Origin of the sequence: Kitasatospora sp. CB01950 (assembly GCF_001905465.1) — a bacterium.
Taxonomy (GTDB): Bacteria; Actinomycetota; Actinomycetes; order Streptomycetales; family Streptomycetaceae; genus Kitasatospora.
The window spans coordinates 905,795-922,823 of sequence record NZ_LISX01000001.1 but is presented as its reverse complement, the minus strand read 5'-3'; the positions used below and the strand labels follow the sequence as shown (position 1 = coordinate 922,823).

17 protein-coding genes are annotated in these 17,029 nt (G+C 72.4%); 11 read left to right on the top strand and 6 right to left on the bottom strand.

Annotated features, from left to right (window positions below):
- Positions 1 to 17 precede the first annotated feature (17 nt).
- The 7 genes from AMK19_RS04315 to pth all read left to right on the top strand — a co-directional run bounded on the left by AMK19_RS04315 (position 18) and on the right by pth (position 8,063).
- Positions 18 to 1,244 (top strand): glycosyltransferase family 39 protein, encoded by a 1,227-nt coding sequence (locus AMK19_RS04315; protein WP_083646475.1) that lies wholly within the window; start codon positions 18 to 20, stop codon positions 1,242 to 1,244.
- Between the two features lie 183 nt (positions 1,245 to 1,427).
- Complete coding sequence (gene metG / locus AMK19_RS04310; protein WP_073808123.1) at positions 1,428 to 3,137, top strand: methionine--tRNA ligase; 1,710 nt, start codon at positions 1,428 to 1,430, stop codon at positions 3,135 to 3,137.
- 112 nt (positions 3,138 to 3,249) lie between these two features.
- Positions 3,250 to 4,236: a deoxyribose-phosphate aldolase gene (gene deoC, locus AMK19_RS04305; RefSeq protein WP_143200037.1), complete on the top strand. Its 987-nt coding sequence runs from the start codon at positions 3,250 to 3,252 to the stop codon at positions 4,234 to 4,236.
- Between the two features lie 5 nt (positions 4,237 to 4,241).
- Positions 4,242 to 5,744 (top strand): aldehyde dehydrogenase family protein, encoded by a 1,503-nt coding sequence (locus tag AMK19_RS04300; protein WP_073808120.1) that lies wholly within the window; start codon positions 4,242 to 4,244, stop codon positions 5,742 to 5,744.
- The gene (locus AMK19_RS04295) at positions 5,737 to 6,639 is read left to right on the top strand and encodes an aldehyde dehydrogenase family protein (RefSeq protein WP_073808118.1); all 903 of its coding nucleotides are present in this window, start codon (positions 5,737 to 5,739) and stop codon (positions 6,637 to 6,639) included. Before AMK19_RS04300 ends, AMK19_RS04295 begins: the two co-directional genes overlap by 8 nt.
- A gap of 192 nt (positions 6,640 to 6,831) precedes the next feature.
- On the top strand, positions 6,832 to 7,467 hold the full coding sequence (locus tag AMK19_RS04290) for an ATP-binding protein (RefSeq protein ID WP_073808117.1): 636 nt from the start codon (positions 6,832 to 6,834) through the stop codon (positions 7,465 to 7,467).
- A gap of 20 nt (positions 7,468 to 7,487) precedes the next feature.
- The gene (gene pth / locus AMK19_RS04285; protein ID WP_083646474.1) at positions 7,488 to 8,063 is read left to right on the top strand and encodes an aminoacyl-tRNA hydrolase; all 576 of its coding nucleotides are present in this window, start codon (positions 7,488 to 7,490) and stop codon (positions 8,061 to 8,063) included.
- Between the two features lie 9 nt (positions 8,064 to 8,072).
- Here pth and AMK19_RS04280 read toward each other — a convergent pair whose 3' ends face one another.
- Together AMK19_RS04280 and AMK19_RS04275 are read right to left on the bottom strand one after the other, a co-directional pair.
- On the bottom strand, positions 8,073 to 8,546 hold the full coding sequence (locus tag AMK19_RS04280; protein WP_073808113.1) for a DUF6328 family protein: 474 nt from the start codon (positions 8,544 to 8,546) through the stop codon (positions 8,073 to 8,075).
- A 190-nt stretch (positions 8,547 to 8,736) separates the two neighbouring features.
- Positions 8,737 to 9,555 carry a SigE family RNA polymerase sigma factor gene (locus AMK19_RS04275; protein ID WP_143200036.1) on the bottom strand — a complete coding sequence of 273 codons (819 nt, stop codon included), beginning with the start codon at positions 9,553 to 9,555 and terminating at the stop codon, positions 8,737 to 8,739.
- A gap of 273 nt (positions 9,556 to 9,828) precedes the next feature.
- Between AMK19_RS04275 and AMK19_RS04270 the strand changes: the two genes are divergently transcribed.
- From AMK19_RS04270 to AMK19_RS04255, 4 genes are all read left to right on the top strand, one after another.
- Positions 9,829 to 10,506: a response regulator transcription factor gene (locus AMK19_RS04270; RefSeq protein ID WP_143200035.1), complete on the top strand. Its 678-nt coding sequence runs from the start codon at positions 9,829 to 9,831 to the stop codon at positions 10,504 to 10,506.
- Positions 10,507 to 10,552: 46 nt separating this feature from the next.
- Positions 10,553 to 12,043: a sensor histidine kinase gene (locus tag AMK19_RS04265; RefSeq protein WP_338015769.1), complete on the top strand. Its 1,491-nt coding sequence runs from the start codon at positions 10,553 to 10,555 to the stop codon at positions 12,041 to 12,043.
- Positions 12,040 to 12,357: a hypothetical protein gene (locus AMK19_RS35840; RefSeq protein ID WP_073808109.1), complete on the top strand. Its 318-nt coding sequence runs from the start codon at positions 12,040 to 12,042 to the stop codon at positions 12,355 to 12,357. The genes AMK19_RS04265 and AMK19_RS35840 overlap by 4 nt, the downstream gene beginning before the upstream one ends.
- A gap of 114 nt (positions 12,358 to 12,471) precedes the next feature.
- Positions 12,472 to 12,999 (top strand): VanZ family protein, encoded by a 528-nt coding sequence (locus AMK19_RS04255; RefSeq protein WP_073808107.1) that lies wholly within the window; start codon positions 12,472 to 12,474, stop codon positions 12,997 to 12,999.
- Between the two features lie 119 nt (positions 13,000 to 13,118).
- Here AMK19_RS04255 and AMK19_RS04250 read toward each other — a convergent pair whose 3' ends face one another.
- The 4 genes from AMK19_RS04250 to AMK19_RS04235 form a co-directional block, all read right to left on the bottom strand.
- On the bottom strand, positions 13,119 to 13,865 hold the full coding sequence (locus AMK19_RS04250; protein ID WP_073808106.1) for a hypothetical protein: 747 nt from the start codon (positions 13,863 to 13,865) through the stop codon (positions 13,119 to 13,121).
- 278 nt (positions 13,866 to 14,143) lie between these two features.
- Entirely contained in the window at positions 14,144 to 14,911 is a 768-nt protein-coding gene (locus AMK19_RS04245; RefSeq protein ID WP_143200034.1) for a hypothetical protein, read from the bottom strand.
- Between the two features lie 92 nt (positions 14,912 to 15,003).
- Positions 15,004 to 15,819, bottom strand: coding sequence for a hypothetical protein (locus AMK19_RS04240; protein WP_073808103.1), 816 nt, complete (start codon positions 15,817 to 15,819; stop codon positions 15,004 to 15,006).
- A 149-nt stretch (positions 15,820 to 15,968) separates the two neighbouring features.
- Positions 15,969 to 16,763, bottom strand: coding sequence for a hypothetical protein (locus tag AMK19_RS04235; RefSeq protein WP_143200033.1), 795 nt, complete (start codon positions 16,761 to 16,763; stop codon positions 15,969 to 15,971).
- Between the last annotated feature and the right edge of the window lie 266 nt (positions 16,764 to 17,029).

Sequence of the window (17,029 nt, the reverse complement as noted above, 5' to 3'; positions counted from 1 at the left end):
ACCGACCAGGACCTCCGATGCCCAGTACCCCGCTGACCGACCACCCGCCGACCGGCCACTCCCCGGCCACCGACCTGCCGGCCCCGCGCACCCCGGCCGACGACGACTCCGCCCGCCCGGATCTGCCGTCCCGGCTGTGGCACGCCGCCGGCCCGGCCGTCGCGGTGTACGCCGGTGCGCTGGTGCTGCACCTGGTACTGCTGTCCGCGATGATCACCCGGCCCGGCACCACGCTGACCGACCGGCTGACCTCCTGGGACGGGCGGCACTTCCTGGAGATAGCCTCCGGCGGCTATCCGGACAGCTACACCTACACCCCGCAGGGCGAGCTGACCGGCAACAACCTGGCCTTCTTCCCGCTGTTCCCGTGGCTGGTCCGTCTGGTGCACGCGGTGACCGGCCTGAGCTGGTCGGTGGCCGGCATCGTCGCGGCCCAGCTGGCGCTGCTGGCGGCCCTGGTGCTGATCCACCAACTGGTCGCCCGCCTCTACTCCCGGCGGACGGCGACGATCGTGCTGGTGCTGCTGGCCGCCGCGCAGCCGATGTCGCTGGTGTTCTTCATGTCGTACAGCGAGTCGCTGCTGCTGGCCACCGCCGCCGCGACGCTGCTCGCCGCGCACCGCCGCGCCTGGATCACGGCCGGCGTGTTCGCCTTCCTGGCCGGCCTGACCCGCCCGGCGGGCATCGCGGTGATCGCCGCGCTGGGCGTCGCCGCCCTGATCGAGATGGTCCGCGAGCGCCGCGTGTCGGCCCGCCCGCTGGTCGCCACCGCGCTGGCCTGCACCAGCACGCCCCTGTACCTGTGGTGGGTCGCCGACCGGCTGGGCTCGATGGACGCCTGGTTCACCGTGCAGCGGGCCGGCTGGGACACCCACTGGGACTGGGGCGCCTCGCTCTGGGACTTCCTGGTCCACACCCTGCAGACCGGCGAGGGCTGGGTCCCGGTCTCCATCGCCGTCCTGGTGATCGCCCACCTGCTCGGCACCGCCCTGACCGTCCGCCGCACCACCTGGCCGCCGCTGCTGGTCTACGGCGGGACGGTGATCGTGCTGACGCTCGCGCAGAGCAACTACTACCACTGCAAGCCCCGCCTGCTGGCCCCCGCGCTGATCTTCCTGCTCCCCGTCGCGGGCGCCCTCGCCCGGGCCCGCCGCTCCACGCAGATCGCCGTCCTGGCGGGCGCGGCCCTGTTCGGCTGCTGGTACGGCGCCTACATGGTCACCGCCTGGCCCTACGCGATCTGATCCCGTGTCAGGCGGTCCCGTCCCGGGGCTTGACAGCCCGCCGATAAGCGGTACGGCGGCACCGGGCCGGTTCGGTACGATTGCGGCGGCCGGGCGGCTGCCCACAGGGCGTCGCGGACCGGCCCTGACACCCGCCCGCGGGCACCGACAGGTGCCCGCCGGAGAGCATCGGAGTTCCCCAGGATGACTCGGCAGTTGATCACCAGCGCGCTTCCCTACATCAACGGGATCAAGCACCTGGGCAACATGGTCGGGTCGATGCTCCCGGCGGACGTGTACTCCCGCTACCTGCGCCAGCGCGGCCACGAGGTGCTGTACATCTGCGCCACCGACGAGCACGGCACCCCGGCCGAGCTGGCCGCCCAGGAGGCCGGGCTGCCGGTCGCCGAGTTCTGCGCCCGCGCGCACGACCAGCAGAAGGCCATCTACGACGGCTTCCAGCTGTCCTTCGACTGGTTCGGCCGCTCGTCCTCGCCGCAGAACCGGGAGATCACCCAGGAGATCGCCCGCGAGCTGCACGCCAACGGCTTCATCGAGGAGCGGGCGATCCGCCAGGTCTACTCGGTCGCGGACGGCCGCTTCCTGCCCGACCGCTACATCGTCGGCACCTGCCCGCACTGCGGCTACGACAAGGCCCGCGGCGACCAGTGCGAGAACTGCACCCGCGTCCTCGACCCGACCGACCTGCTGAACCCGCGCTCGGCGATCAGCGGCAGCTCCGAGCTGGAGGTCCGGGAGACCAAGCACCTGTTCCTGCTGCAGTCCAAGCTGACCGACGAGGTCGAGGCCTGGATCGCCGAGAACGGCGACAACTGGCCGGTGCTGGCCTCCTCGATCGCCCGCAAGTGGCTCACCGAGGGCCTCCAGGACCGCGCCATCACCCGTGACCTGGAGTGGGGCGTCCCCGTCCCCGCCGACACCTGGCCGGAGCTGGCCGCCGCGGGCAAGGTCTTCTACGTCTGGTTCGACGCCCCGATCGAGTACATCGGCGCCACCAAGGAGTGGGCCGACGCGACCGGCGGCGACTGGCGCTCCTGGTGGTACGAGGCCGACGACTCCGTCCGCTACACCGAGTTCATGGCCAAGGACAACGTCCCGTTCCACACGGTGATGTTCCCCGCCACCATCCTCGGCTCGCGCCAGCCCTGGAAGAAGGTCGACTACGTCAAGGCCTTCAACTGGCTGACGTACTACGGCGGCAAGTTCTCCACCAGCCAGAAGCTCGGCATCTTCACCGACGTCGCGCTCGAACTGCTCCCCGCCGACTACTGGCGCTACTACCTGATGGCGAACGCCCCCGAGTCCGACGACTCCAGCTTCACCTGGGACCTGTTCGCGTCCACCGTCAACAAGGACCTCGCCGACACCCTCGGCAACTTCGTCAACCGCGTGCTGTCCTTCAGCCGCAAGCGCTTCGGCGACGAGGTCCCGGCCGGCGCCGAGAACGGCGAGACCGAGATCGCGCTGGGCGCGCAGATCGCCGACCTGCTCGCCGAGTACGAGGCGCAGCTCGACGCGCTCAACTTCCGCAAGGCCGCGCAGGCGCTGCGCGCGCTCTGGTCGGCGGGCAACGCGTACCTCGACGTCACCGCGCCCTGGACGCAGATCAAGACCGACCCGGAGGCCGCGGCCCGCACCCTGCGCACCGCGATCAACCTGATCCACCTGTACTCGGTGGTCTCCGAGCCGTTCATCCCGACCGCGGCCCGCACCATCCGCGAGTCCTTCACCCTGGCCGACGACACCCGCACCTGGATCACCCCGGACGAGGCCCGCGCCCTCGCCCAGGTCCCGGCCGGCACCGCGTTCACCGTCCCGCCGGTCCTCTTCGCCAAGATCACCGACGAGGACCTCGCCACCTGGACCGAGCGCTTCGGCGGCGGCGCACAGTAAGGGCGCCGACAGCGGCCCGGGGTTTCGGCGATGCCTATCCCCGGGCCGCGCTGTTTTCTTCCCCCCTGCCTATCCAACCGACTACGCGCGTAGATATGCTGCTCTGGTGACTATGTCCACTCTTGCAGCCAACGCCCCCGGCGCCACGGGCGGCGGCCTCGCGGACGTCGCGGCGTCCGAGGCCACCTTGCGCCGTTTCCTGCACGGCCTGCCCGGGGTCGACCAGGTGGGCCTGGAGTCGCGGGCAGCGACTCTCGGCACCCGGTCGATCAAGACCACCGCGAAGGCCTTCGCCATCGATCTCGCCATCTCGATGATCGACCTGACCACGCTGGAGGGCGCGGACACGGTCGGCAAGGTCCGCTCGCTGTGCGCGAAGGGCCTGAGCCCCGACCCGACCGACCGCACCGCCCCGCACGTCGCGGCGATCTGCGTGTACCCGGACATGGTCGCCACCGCCAAGGACGCACTGCGCGGCAGTGACATCCAGGTGGCGTCCGTCGCCACCGCGTTCCCGTCCGGTCGCGCCGGGATGCCGGTGAAGCTGGCGGACACCGCCGAGGCGGTCGCCGCGGGCGCCGACGAGATCGACATGGTGATCGACCGGGGCGCGTTCCTCTCCGGCCGCTACCTGGAGGTCTTCGAGGAGATCCGCGCCGTCAAGGAGGCGTGCAGGCGCGCCGACGGCAGCTCCGCCCACCTGAAGGTGATCTTCGAGACCGGCGAGCTGCAGACGTACGACAACGTCCGCCGCGCGTCCTGGCTCGCGATGATCGCGGGCGCGGACTTCATCAAGACGTCCACCGGCAAGGTCGCGGTGAACGCCACTCCCCCGGTGACGCTGCTGATGCTGGAGGCGGTGCGGGACTTCCGCGCGGCCACCGGCACCCAGGTCGGCGTGAAGCCGGCCGGCGGCATCCGCACCACCAAGGACGCGATGAAGTACCTGGTGATGGTGAACGAGACGCTGGGCGACGACTGGCTGAGCCCGCACTGGTTCCGCTTCGGCGCGTCCAGCCTGCTGAACGACCTGCTGATGCAGCGCCAGAAGCTCCGCACCGGCCGGTACTCCGGTCCCGACTATGTGACGGTGGACTGACCACGATGGCGAAGACCGACAAGAAGACCGCACAGCCCGTACAGCCCGCGAAGGCCTCCGGCCTGTTCGAGTACGCCCCCGCGCCGGAGTCCCCGGCCGCCGCGGGCGAGATCGCGACGTCCTACGGCCACTTCATCGGCGGCCGGTTCGTCGACTCCTCCGGCTCGGAGGCGCTGAAGACCGTCAACCCGGCGACCGAGCAGGTGCTCGCGGAGTTCGCGCAGGGCACCGAGGAGGACGTAGACCGTGCGGTGAAGGCCGCCCGGAAGGCGTTCGCCGACTGGTCGTCGCTGCCGGGCAGCGAGCGCGCCAAGTACCTGTTCCGGATCGCCCGGATCGTCCAGGAGCGCAGCCGTGAGCTGGCCGTCCTGGAGTCGATCGACAACGGCAAGCCGATCCGGGAGACCCGCGACGTCGACCTCCCGCTGGTCGCCGCGCACTTCTTCTACTACGCGGGCTGGGCCGACAAGCTGGACTTCGCCGGCTTCGGGCCGAACCCGCGTCCGCTGGGCGTCGCCGCGCAGGTGATCCCGTGGAACTTCCCGCTGCTGATGCTGGCGTGGAAGGTCGCCCCGGCGCTGGCCACCGGCAACACGGTGGTGCTGAAGCCCGCCGAGACCACCCCGCTGACGGCTCTGCGGTTCGCCGACATCTGCCGCCAGGCGGGCCTGCCGGACGGCGTGGTGAACATCGTCACCGGCGACGGCCGCACCGGCGCCGCGCTGACCGCGCACCCGGACGTCAACAAGGTGGCGTTCACCGGCTCGACCCCGGTCGGCCGGGCGATCGCCAAGCAGATCGCCGGCACCCGCAAGAAGCTCTCGCTGGAGCTCGGCGGCAAGGCCGCGAACATCGTCTTCGACGACGCGCCGCTCGACCAGGCCGTCGAGGGCATCGTCAACGGCATCTTCTTCAACCAGGGCCACGTGTGCTGCGCGGGCAGCCGCCTGCTGGTGCAGGAGTCGATCCAGGACGAGCTGCTGGACGCGCTGAAGCGCCGGATGGGCACGCTGCGGGTCGGCGACCCGCTGGACAAGAACACCGACATCGGCGCGATCAACTCGGCCGCGCAGCTGGCCCGGATCACCGAGCTGGCCGCCGCGGGCGAGCAGGAGGGCGCCGAGCGCTGGGCGCCGGAGTGCGAACTGCCGGGCGCGGGCTACTGGTTCCGTCCGACGCTGTTCACCGGCGTCTCGCAGGCGCACCGGATCGCCCGCGAGGAGATCTTCGGGCCGGTGCTGTCGGTGCTGACCTTCCGCACCCCCGCCGAGGCGGTGGAGAAGGCCAACAACACCCCGTTCGGCCTGTCCGCGGGCATCTGGACGGAGAAGGGCTCGCGCATCCTGTGGACGGCGAACCGCCTCCGTGCAGGCGTGGTGTGGGCGAACACCTTCAACAAGTTCGACCCGACCTCGCCGTTCGGCGGGTACAAGGAGTCCGGTTACGGCCGCGAGGGCGGTCGCCACGGTCTGGAGCCCTACCTGAATGTCGAGGCCCTCGATGTCTGAGACTGCCATGCGGATCGAGGTCTTCAAGACCTACAAGCTGTACGTCGGCGGGAAGTTCCCGCGCTCGGAGAGCGGGCGGGTGTACGAGGTGACTGACGCGAAGGGCCAGTGGCTGGCCAACGCCCCGCTGGGCACCCGCAAGGACGCCCGGGACGCCGTGGTCGCGGCCCGCGCGGCCGTGAAGGGCTGGTCGGGCACCACCGCGTACAACCGCGGCCAGGTGCTGTACCGGGTGGCGGAGATGTTGCAGGGCCGCCGCGAGCAGTTCACCGCCGAGGTGGCGGCCGCCGAGGGCCTGGGCGCCAAGAAGGCGGCGGCGCTGGTGGACGCGGCGATCGACCGCTGGGTCTGGTACGCGGGCTGGACCGACAAGGTCGCGCAGATCGCGGGCGGCGCCAACCCGGTGGCCGGTCCGTTCTTCAACCTGTCCACCCCGGAGCCGACCGGCGTGGTCGGCGTGGTCGCGCCGCGGGCGGGGCACGGCTTCTCGCTGCTCGGCCTGGTGTCGGTGATCGCCCCGGCGATCGCCACCGGCAACACCGTGGTGGTGGCGGCCGCCGAGCAGGCTCCGCTGCCGGCCCTGTCGCTGGGCGAGGTGCTCGCCACCTCCGACGTGCCGGGCGGTGTGGTCAACCTGATCTCCGGCCGGACCGCGGACATCGCCCCCACGCTGGCCTCCCACCAGGACGTCAACGCCCTCGACCTGGCGGGCGCGATCGACCCGGAGGGCCCCGGCGCGGCGGCCGCCCTGGAGGCGGCGGCGGCGGATACATTGAAGCGAGTGGTCCGACCGGCCGCCGACCCGTCCGCCGCGGACTGGACGGCCTCCCCCGGCACCGGGCGACTGCTCTCCTTCCTGGAGACCAAGACGGTCTGGCACCCGATGGGCATCTAGCCCGGCCCGACCGGCCAACTCCACACAGACCGGCCGCCCTCAGCGCCCCTACCCCCCCCGGGGGCCCGGGCGGCCGCGACGGGCCCGCACTTCTCCCCCCCTGGTGCGGGCCCGTCCTCATGCCCTCCCGCCCGAATCCGGGCCGACCGGCGGGTTACGACCAGCCCGCCGGATGCGTCAGACTGGTATCTCGTGAGTGACTCCCCGCTGAACCGCCGACCGATATCCCGCGTCATCCTGCTGTCGGGCCCCTCGGGGTCGGGGAAGTCCTCGCTGGCCGAGCGCAGCGGCCTGCCGGTGCTGCAACTCGACGACTTCTACAAGGACGGCGACGACCCGACGCTGCCCCAACTCCCGGACGACGGCGGCCCGGACTGGGACTCCCCGGACGCCTGGCACGGCGAGCAGGCCCTCGCGGCGATCCGGGAGCTGGCCTTCGACGGGGAGGCCGAGGTCCCGGTGTACTCGATCCCCGCCAACGGCCGCTCCGGCAGCCACACCCTCGTCCTGGACGGCGCGGCGGCCTTCGTCGCCGAGGGCATCTTCGCCGCCGAACTCGTCCGCCGCTGCCAGTCCGAGGGCCTGCTCGGCGACGCCCTCTGCCTGCGCAACAAGCCCTCCACCACGGCCTGGCGGCGCTTCCGCCGCGACGTCCGCGAGGGCCGCAAGTCCATCCCCTACCTGCTCCGCCGCGGCTGGCGCCTGATGCGCTCCGAACGCGGCATCGTCGCCCGCCAGGTCGAACTCGGCTCCTACGCCTGCTCGGGCGTGGAAGCCGGCCGCCGGATCGCCGCGGTGGCCCGCCAACTGCCTGCCGAACTGGTCTGAGGGACGACGGGGATTCGACCGTGGACGAGCGCTGGCTGGTGGCGGGGCTGGGCAATCCGACCCGCCGGTACGCGGGGACGCGGCACAACGCGGGCTTCCTGGTGGCGGACCGGCTGGCCGAGCGCCACGGCGCCCGCTGGCGCGGGCTGACCACCCGCACCGCCTCGTTCGAACTGGACGGCCGCACCGTGCTGCTGGCCGAGCCGCAGTGGTCGATCAACCTGTCGGGCCGCCCGGTCGCGGCCCTGCTGCGCCGCCGGCAGGTGCCGCTGGAACGGCTGTTGGTGGTCCAGGACGACCTGGACTTCCGGTTCGGCACGGCCCGGATGAAGCGCGGCGGCGGCCCGGGCGGCCACAACGGCGCCCGCTCGGTGCACAAGGCGCTGGGCACCGCCGACTACGCGCGGCTGCGGGTGGGCGTGGGCCGGCCGCCGAAGGGCACCCGGGTCGATCAGTGGGTGGTGGACCGCTTCTCGTCCGACGAGCAGGAACTGATGCCCGAACTGCTGGACCGCTGCGCGGACGCCGTGGAGGCGTTCGTCCTGCGCGGCCTGAACCGCGCCCAGGACGTGCTGCACACCGCCGACCCGCACTGACCGCGCCGGTCAGTCCTGGTCCGGGAGGCGGCGGCGGACGGCCCAGGGGAGGACGAACCAGAGGCCGGTGAAGAGCAGCGCGATCACGGCGGCGATCGGCACCGCGGCGGGGAACCCGAGGACCACGGAGAGGACCAGCAGGACGGCGCCGGTGAGGGCCATCGCCAGCAGGATCAGGCCGAGTTGGGCGATCCGGCGGGAGACCTTCACGATCCGGGCCCGGTCGGGGTGGTGGTAGAGGCCGCGGTGCAGGGCGACGGGGGTGGCGAACACGCCGGCGGCGACCACCGACAGCAGCAGCACCACGACGTACAGGTCCTGCCGCACGTGGTCGAGGGTGGTGAAGCGCGGGGTGAAGGCGACGCCGAGCAGGAACGCGAAGACGATCTGCACGCCGGTCTGCAGCACCCGCAGTTCCTGGAGCATCTCCACCAGCCGCCGGTCGGCGCGGGCCTGCGAGGATTCCTCGTGAGGGTCGTTCATCCGGTCATTGTCACGGGCGGCGGGGTGGGAAACGGCGGAGGCGGGGCCCGGTGCCGTGTCTCCCCCGCACCGGGGTCCCGCCTTCGTCTGCGGTGCCGGACGGCCCCCGGCGGGCGCTCCCCCTGAGCGGTCCGCCGACGTCCGGCACCTTTTCCCCACCACCCGTCCCCCCCGACGGGATTCCAGTGGCTCAGGCGACCAGCTCGCCGAAGGCGTGCACGGTGTCGCCGGAGCGGTTGAGCTGCTCGTCGTCGCGCATCCGGCGCAGCGCGCGCCAGATGGAGCTCTTCACGGTGCCGACCGAGATGCCGAGGATGTCGGCGATCTCCGGGTCGGTGCGGCCCTCGTAGTAGCGCAGGACCAGCATGGTGCGCTGGTTCTCGGGCAGCTTGGCCAGCGCCTGCCAGAGGACGGTGCGCAGTTCGGTGCCGCCCATGGCGTCGGTGTCGCCGGCGTGCTCGGGGAGTTCCTCGGTCGGGTACTCGTTGACCTTGCGGCGGCGCCAGGCGGAGATGTGCAGGTTGGTCATGGTGCGGCGGAGGTAGCCGCCGACCGCGGCCTTGTCGGTGATCCGGCCCCACGCACGGTAGGTGGAGAACAGTGCGGACTGCAGCAGGTCCTCGGCCTCGTAGCGGTCGCCGGTCAGGTGGTAGGCGGTGGCGTACAGGGAGGCGCGGCGCTCGCGCACGTACGCGGTGAACTCGGCGATGTCGCGTGCCTCGTCCTTCTCGGCGGCCGGGTGCTCCCCCTGCGCGCTTCCCTGGTCGGCCTGTTCCCCCCGGAACGTCTGCGGCGCGAGCCGCAGCATCCGCCCCCCGGCCGGGCCGGTGGCCCGGCCGCGGGTGGTGTCGCCGCCCCTGGTCCCCACAACCGGGCGGCGGGTTCCGGCGCTGTGTGCGCACCCCCGTACGAGTACGGCGCCGGCGTTCTCCTCCTCGTGGCGCGGCCGGTTGGTGCCCAGCACGGCTGCACGCGGCCCGGCGTTTCGGGTCGTCAGCGTTGCGGTCATCGGGCACCCCCATGGTCGGTACGAGCGGTTCCTTGCTTGTCGCCGCACCCGGGCCTGGGCCCGGGTCTTCCTCGCGGCGACATGGAAAATCCTGCCGGTCGCTCGTCATGGGGGTGTCCGGCGACTGTCACAGGGCTGTCACAAGCGGGCCCGTTCGGAAGCAGTCGTCGGCTCCGAGATGGCTGACGCCGGAGCGGCCCGGTCCGGTTCCCCCGTGCACGAGGATCACCCGGGTGGGTGCTTCCCGCGTCGGGGTGGGACACAATGACCTCCGTGTCTTACCTGCTTCTGATCGAGGACGACGACGCCATCCGCACCGGCCTCGAACTCGCCCTCACCCGCCAGGGTCACCGGGTCGCCTCCGCCGCGTCCGGCGAGGACGGTCTGCGCCTGTTCAAGGAGCAGCGTCCGGATCTGATCGTGCTCGACGTGATGCTGCCCGGTATCGACGGTTTCGAGGTGTGCCGGCGGATCCGGCGCACCGACCAGCTGCCGATCATCCTGTTGACGGCGCGCTCGGACGACATCGACGTCGTGGTCGGCCTGGAGTCCGGGGCCGACGACTACGTGGTGAAGCCGGTGCAGCCGCGGGTGCTGGACGCCCGGATCCGGGCCGTGCTGCGGCGCGGTGAGCGGGAGAGTTCGGACTCGGCGGCGTACGGCGGTCTGGTGATCGACCGTTCGGCGATGACCGTGACCAAGGACGGCCAGGACCTCCAGCTGACCCCGACCGAGTTGCGGCTGCTGCTGGAGCTGAGCCGCCGCCCGGGGCAGGCGCTGTCCCGCCAGCAGCTGCTGCGGCTGGTGTGGGAGCACGACTACCTGGGCGACTCCCGTCTGGTGGACGCGTGCGTGCAGCGGCTGCGGGCGAAGGTCGAGGACGTGCCGTCCGCGCCGACCCTGATCCGTACCGTCCGCGGCGTCGGCTACCGTCTGGACCCGCCCGCGTGACGTCCTCCTTCTGTCTGGTGAGCCTTTTTTGACCGAGCATCAGTCCGTGCCGCGCCGTGCCCGTTCGGTGTCCTGGCGTCGGCTCAGTTCGTTGCGGGTCCGGCTGATCGCGGTGTTCGCCGCGGTCGCGCTGGTCACCGCCGTGTCCGCGTCCGGGATCGCCTACTGGCTGAACCGGGACGCGGTGCTGAAGCGCGCCCAGAACGCCTCGCTGAACGACTTCCGGGGTGCGCTGACCCGCACCGTGTCGCAGTTGCCCCTGCATCCGACCTGCCAGGACCTGTCGGCGCTGGCGGTGCAGGTGGCGAGTTCCGGTCTGGCGTACGACGTGGTGGTGGTCGACGAGTCGCTGCCGGACTGCGTCGCGTCCTCCGACCCGATCGCGTTCACCGTCAAGCAGGTGCCCCCGGCGCTGGTCGCGGCGGTCAACAAGCCGCGCGAGACCGGCCCGGGCAACCCGTACGCGTACCACCTGTACTGGCAGCGGGTGAACCTGGCCGGGCCGTACGTGGTCGGCGGGACGAAGGTGGCGCCGGACGGGCCGACGGCGTACATGTTCAAGTCGCTGCAGAACGAGCGCGCCGACCTGAACACCCTCGGCTGGTCGCTGGCGATCGCGACGCTGCTGGCACTGGTCGGCTCGGCGCTGCTCGCGCAGGGCGCCTCGGCGACGGTGCTGAAGCCGGTGCGCCGGCTCGGCGACGCCGCGCGGCGGCTCGGCGAGGGCAAGCTCGACACCCGGCTGGACGTCGAGGGCAATGACGAACTCGCCGATCTGGCACGGACGTTCAACCGCACTGCGGAGTCGCTGTCGGAGCAGGTCGCGGAGTTGAGCGCGCGCGAGGCGCAGTCCCGGCGGTTCGTCGCCGACATGTCGCACGAGCTGCGCACCCCGCTGACCGCGATGACCGCCGTGACCGACATCCTGGAGGACGAGGCCGACTCGCTCGACCCGATGATCGAGCCGGCGGTGCGGATCGTGGTCTCGGAGACCCGGCGGCTGTCCGACCTGGTGGAGAACCTGATGGAGGTGACCCGGTTCGACGCGGGCACCGCCAAGCTGGTCGCCGACGAGGTCGACATGGCCGACCTGATCATGTCCTGCATCGACGGCCGGGCCTGGTACGACGCGGTCGAACTGGACGCCCCGCGCGGCATCCTGGCCGTCGTCGACCCGCGCCGGCTGGACGTGGTGTTCGCCAACCTGATCGGCAACGCGCTGAAGCACGGCGGCTCCCCGGTGAAGGTCAAGGTCCGCCAGGACGACGACGCCGGCACCGTGGTGGTGCAGGTCTCCGACGGCGGCCCGGGCATCCCGGAGGACGTGCTGCCGCACGTCTTCGACCGCTTCTACAAGGCCGACAAGGGCCGGGCCCGGTCCGAGGGCAGCGGCCTGGGCCTGTCCATCGCCGAGGCCAACGCCCTGATCCACGGCGGCGCCATCACCGCCGCCAACCACCCGGAGGGCGGTGCCGTGTTCACCCTCACCCTGCCGCTCGTCCAACCGCCCGCCCCCGGCCCGGAAGAAGCACGATGACCTCCCGCCGCCGCCTCCGCGCCGTCGCCCTGCTGGCCGGCTCGACGGCCCTGCTCACCGGCTGCGGCATCCGCCCCACCGCGGTGCCGGTCGACGCCGGCGCGCCCGCCAGCCGTACCGCCTGCCCGACGTCGGTGCTGATGCCGGTGGCCCCGGCCACCGCGTCGGTCGCCCCCACTCCGCCGGCCGCGCCGACGGCGTCCGGGAAGGCCAAGGTCCCGGCCTCGCCGAGTCCGTCGCCGTCGGCCGCGCCGTCCGAGGCGGCCTCGGCGCCCGGGGTGTTCGGCGCGCCGTCGGCGAGCCACTGCCCCTGATCTCACCTGCCCGGCGGAACCGCCCCCGGTACGGCGCGCGTCCCTCGGAATGTGCACATCACTGCGCGAACCGACGACCCGACGGCGCCGTACCGGCAACGGACGACAGCCCGGGTGCTGCTGACCCTCCACCTGCTGGCCCTCGGCTGGCTGGCGCTCCGCCCGGTCAGCGCCCCCTGGACCGGGCCGCCCAACCTCACCCCGTTCGCCACCGTGCACCAGGACCTGGCCGTCGGCGGTCTCACCGCCGCCCGCCGGCTCGCCGCGGGCCTGCTCCCGCTGGCCCCCGTCGGCATCCTGCTCCCGCTCGCCGTCGGCACTCCGCGCCGGGCGTGGTGGCTGTCCTTCCTGCGCACCACCGGCGCGGTCGCACTGCTCGCCACCGCCCTGGAGTTCCTGGAGGGCTGGGCCCCGGGCAACGTCCTCAATGTGGACGACATCCTGCTCGGCACCGTCGGCGCGACCGCCACCCACCTGCTGCTGATGCCCCCGCTGCGCGCCCTCGCGACCCGCCGGCCGGCCGGGGCGCCGCGTGCCGCGACGCCGCCGCGCCAGGAGAACCCCAAGGAGCGGACCCAGGCGCCCGCGCGGCCGGCTCCGGCGCCCATCCTGGGCAGCGGCCGGGTCCAGCCCTTCCGGTAGGCACTGTCGTCGGCCGCCCGGGAGTCGGGCGGCGCGGTCGCCGTCCCGCGCGTCCGGCGGCGCGGGTCACCTGCCCCCGCACCGCCGCCGTTCTGCTGCCGCGCGCCGTTACTCCGGGGTCAGTGGAGGATCGGGGAGCCGTCGATGACCCCCGACGTCGGCGGCACCGGCTCCACCGGGCGGTCGAAGTCGCTGTAGGTCATGTCGACCTTGGTCGGCGTGCTGCTCGTGGTCGACAGCAGGTAGGCCGGGCCCTCGGAGGCGACGACGAACTCGGTGCCGTCGGCCGCCTTGAACGCCTGGCCCTTCACGCCCTTGACATCCTTGGCGCCGCCCGGGGTGGCGGTCACCTCCGCACCGGCGTTGGACAGGCCGCCGGTGGCCAGGATCTGGAGACCGGTCTCGCAGAAGCCGGTGAGCTGCTTGGCCGTCGTGTTGTCGGCCGCGATCTTCATCGTCTTGCCGCCGAGCTTCTGCACGCTCTTGCCGAACTCGCCGTCCGGCGTCAGCCAGGTCGTGCCGCCCTTGCGGACGAACTCGATCCTGTCCTCGTCGCCGGGGTGTATCCACCCGATGCAGTTGCCGTCCCGGTCCTCGAACGCCTCGCCGGTCATCGGCTTGCCGTCGACGTCCACCGTGAAGGCGACCCGGACCGACTTGACCTTGGTCGCGGCCTCCCGGGACTGCTTCAGCAGCTCCTTCGGCTCCGGCGTCGGCGACGAAGAGGTGGAGGCCGAGGCGGGGGCAGCGGGGGCGGACCCGGCCGCCTTGTCCTTCGCGTCGTCCTTCGGCCCGCAGGCCACCATGCCGGAGCCCAGCAGCACCGACAGTGCGGCCGCAGCGGCCGCCCGCCGTCCGTTGTTCATCAAGTCCCTGTACCTATCCATGTGCTCACCGCCGGTCGCGCGAATGCGCGGCCTGCGGAGAATTTATTCGAAATGACCATGTCATTATCGGGGCGTCAGCTTCGGGCACGACCCTCGGTCGTCGTCGCGCTGCGGCACGGCCCCCCTCCCCCGAGAGCCGCCGGTGCGCGGGTACGAGAAATCCCCCTGCTCCCCCGAACAATCAATCGCTTGATTGTTTCATTTTACCAACCCTGACGACCAGTCAATTCCATGAGCACGCGTCACCTTCGCCCCTGTCACCGCCCCTTCATCAGCGGCTTGGGTCCTCCGAACAGCGGGCCGCCGTCGACGACTTCGGAGGGCGGCGGCACCACGACCTGGAACGGGCGGTCGAAGTCGCCGAACTTCACCTCGACGCGGGCCGGCCTGGTGGCCGACATCGCCAGCAGGTACGGCCGGCCCTCGGCGGCGACGAGATGTTCGGCGTCCGTGGTGACGCCGACGGACTTGAAGGCCACGGCCTTCACTCCGTCGACCTCCCGGCCGCCCTCCGGGCTGCCGAGGATCTCGGCGCCCAGGTCGGACAGGCCGGCGGAGGCCAGGCTGTTCCAGGCCTCGTCGCAGAAGCCGGTCAGGTCCCGGGCCGTCTCGTTGTCGGCCGAGAGCTTCATCGTCCGTCCGCCGAGCCGGTCCATCCGGTCCGCCAAGGACTCGTCCGGCGTCAGCCACACCGTGCCGCCCCGGCGGACGAAGTCCATCCGGGCGCCGCCCTCCCTGGTCCAGCCGACGCAGTTGCCGGCCCGGTCCGTGGAGGCCTCGCCGGTCAGCTCGCCGCCGTCGGCCCGGTCCATCCGGAACGTGGCCCGGACCGAGCGGACCTCGGCCGCCGCTGCCCGGGACTCCCGCAGCAGGTCCGAACCCCGGGCGCTCGCGGACACCACGGGTGCCACGGACGCCACCGCCCGTTCGTCCGCGCCGTGGACCTGGCCGCAGCCCGCCGGCGCGGCGCTCAGCAGCACCGACAGTGCGACCGCGGCGGCCGCCCGATTCCTGCGAATCGACAAATCCCTACAACCATCTATTCGCTTACGATCGACTGCCCCGGTGCGCGGCCGCCGAATTCCGCTCCGGAGCCGCGCACGCCACCGACCAGGGGTCAGCCCTCGAAGTCGCCGCCCGCGTCCTCGCTGTCGGCCGGATCGTCGCCGAGGTCCTGGACCTGGTCGGCGGGCGGCGGGGTGACCGTCACCGGGGCGCCGTAGTCACGGAAGAGAATGGTGGCCTTGTCGCCGCGGACGGTCAGTTCCGCGCGCAGCAGGTACGGCTCGCCCTCGGTGGCGACGGCGATCCGCATCGCCGAGCCGGTGTCGGCCTCGGGGACCAGGGCGAGTTCGTCGGCGGGGTCACCGGCGACGAAGCGCAGGATCACCGCCGGGACGCCGTTGATCCGGGTGCTGCCCTCGCTGATCCACTCGCCGGTCCGGTTGGCGCCCGCCATGTCGCCGAGCGTCTGCGGCATCGTGAGGGCCAGCTCGCAGTAGCTGTTCATCTGGTCCGCCGACCTGCCCCGGCCGGTCATCCACTTGTCGGCCGCCCCGCCGGTGCTGCGGGAGCTCTCCATCTTCATCCAGGACTGCTCGCCCTTGCGCACGATGTGGATCTGCTGGAGCTGGCCGCTCGCGCCCTCCTCGACCGGGTCGCCCCCGGCGATCTCCGTGGCGCAGTCGCCGCTCCGGGCGACGGAGGCGGTGATGAGGTCGGTGCTCCCGCCCTGCTCCATCCGGAAGGTCATCCGCACGGAGGGCGCCTTGTCCCCAGCCGCCTTGGTCTTGGCAAGGATCTCCTGGCCGGAGAGCCCGGCCAGGCCGTTCTGCGCGTTCGAGCCCGAGTGGTCGTCCGACCCGCAGGCGGTCATTCCCGCCATGGCGAGGACGGTCAGGGCTATGGCGGCCGGGAGCCGGTTCGCACGCATAGGAACTCCCCCATGTTCAGCGGAAGAAAATCAAATCGCGTGAGTGTGTCATTGCTTCGACCCCGACCACCAGTCAGTTCTGCCCCTTCACCACGCCTTTGCCCGCGTTTGCCCGGAAGAAGAAGGGTGTGACGGTGCCCGGCGTCCGCTCAGCGCGGCGGGTCGAGGACGATCCGGCGGCCGCTCGCGTCGGCGGACGCGTCGGCGGGCGGCGGGGCGACGTCCACCGGCTCGCCGAAGGCGTCGAAGCGCATCGCGACGGCGCTGTCGCCGGTCTCGTCCACCGACAGCAGGTGCGGCGGCCCGTCGGCGGCGATCGCCACCGTCCCGAACCGGGCGTGCTCGCCCCCGCCGCCGGACCGGAAGGCGAGGAACACCGCCGGGGCCCCGCTCACCGGCCGGACGCCCGTCGTGGTCCACTCGGTGGCCTCGTCGGCCGGCTTGAGCGGTCCGCCGGCGGTCGCCGTCCCGAACACCAGGTCGCAGTAGCCGCCGTAGCGCCGGCCGAGCTCGCCGGTACCGGCCAGCCACTTGTCGGCGAGGTCGGGCCCGGCGTCCGGCAGCAGCTGCGGGAGCATCGCGGCGGACGGCTTCACCCACACCGTGCCGCCCTGGCGCAGCACCTCCGCCTCGACGCCGCCCTCGGACACCGTCCCGGTGCAGTCGCCGTTCCGGGCGACGGAGAGCGAGTACTCCAGGGTTCCGGACTCCTGCTTCGTCCGGACGGTGCCGCGTAGCGAGGCCACGTCGGCGCCCGCCCCGCGGGCCTTGTCCAGGATCTCTTCGGCCGTCAGTGCCTCCAGCCCGTTGTCCGTCGCGGCCGCCGGGTCGTTCTCGCCGGCCCGGTCCGGTTCGCAGGACGCCACCGAGACCACCCCGGCCATCCCCAGCACGACCAGCCCCGCCAGCACGGCCCTGGCCGGCCACTGTCGCCTCGTCCGCATCGCTCTCGCCCCTCGCTCGTTCCCCCGTGAACCCGGTGGCGCGAGTGTCCCAGCCGATCGCGCGGCGACTCGAAACGGGTCGCTACCCGGCTTTCCGGCAGCCAACCTCGGGGTCCGCCCCGGAGTCGACCCCGAGATCCGGATCCGCCCGGACGGGGAGCGCCTCCGGGTCCGAATCCGCATCGCGACGGACGGAAAACCGCTGGTCCCGGCGCGAGGATGGAGTCAGCCCGGTCGGACCGCCCGACCCGGGAGCACTCCCTCGG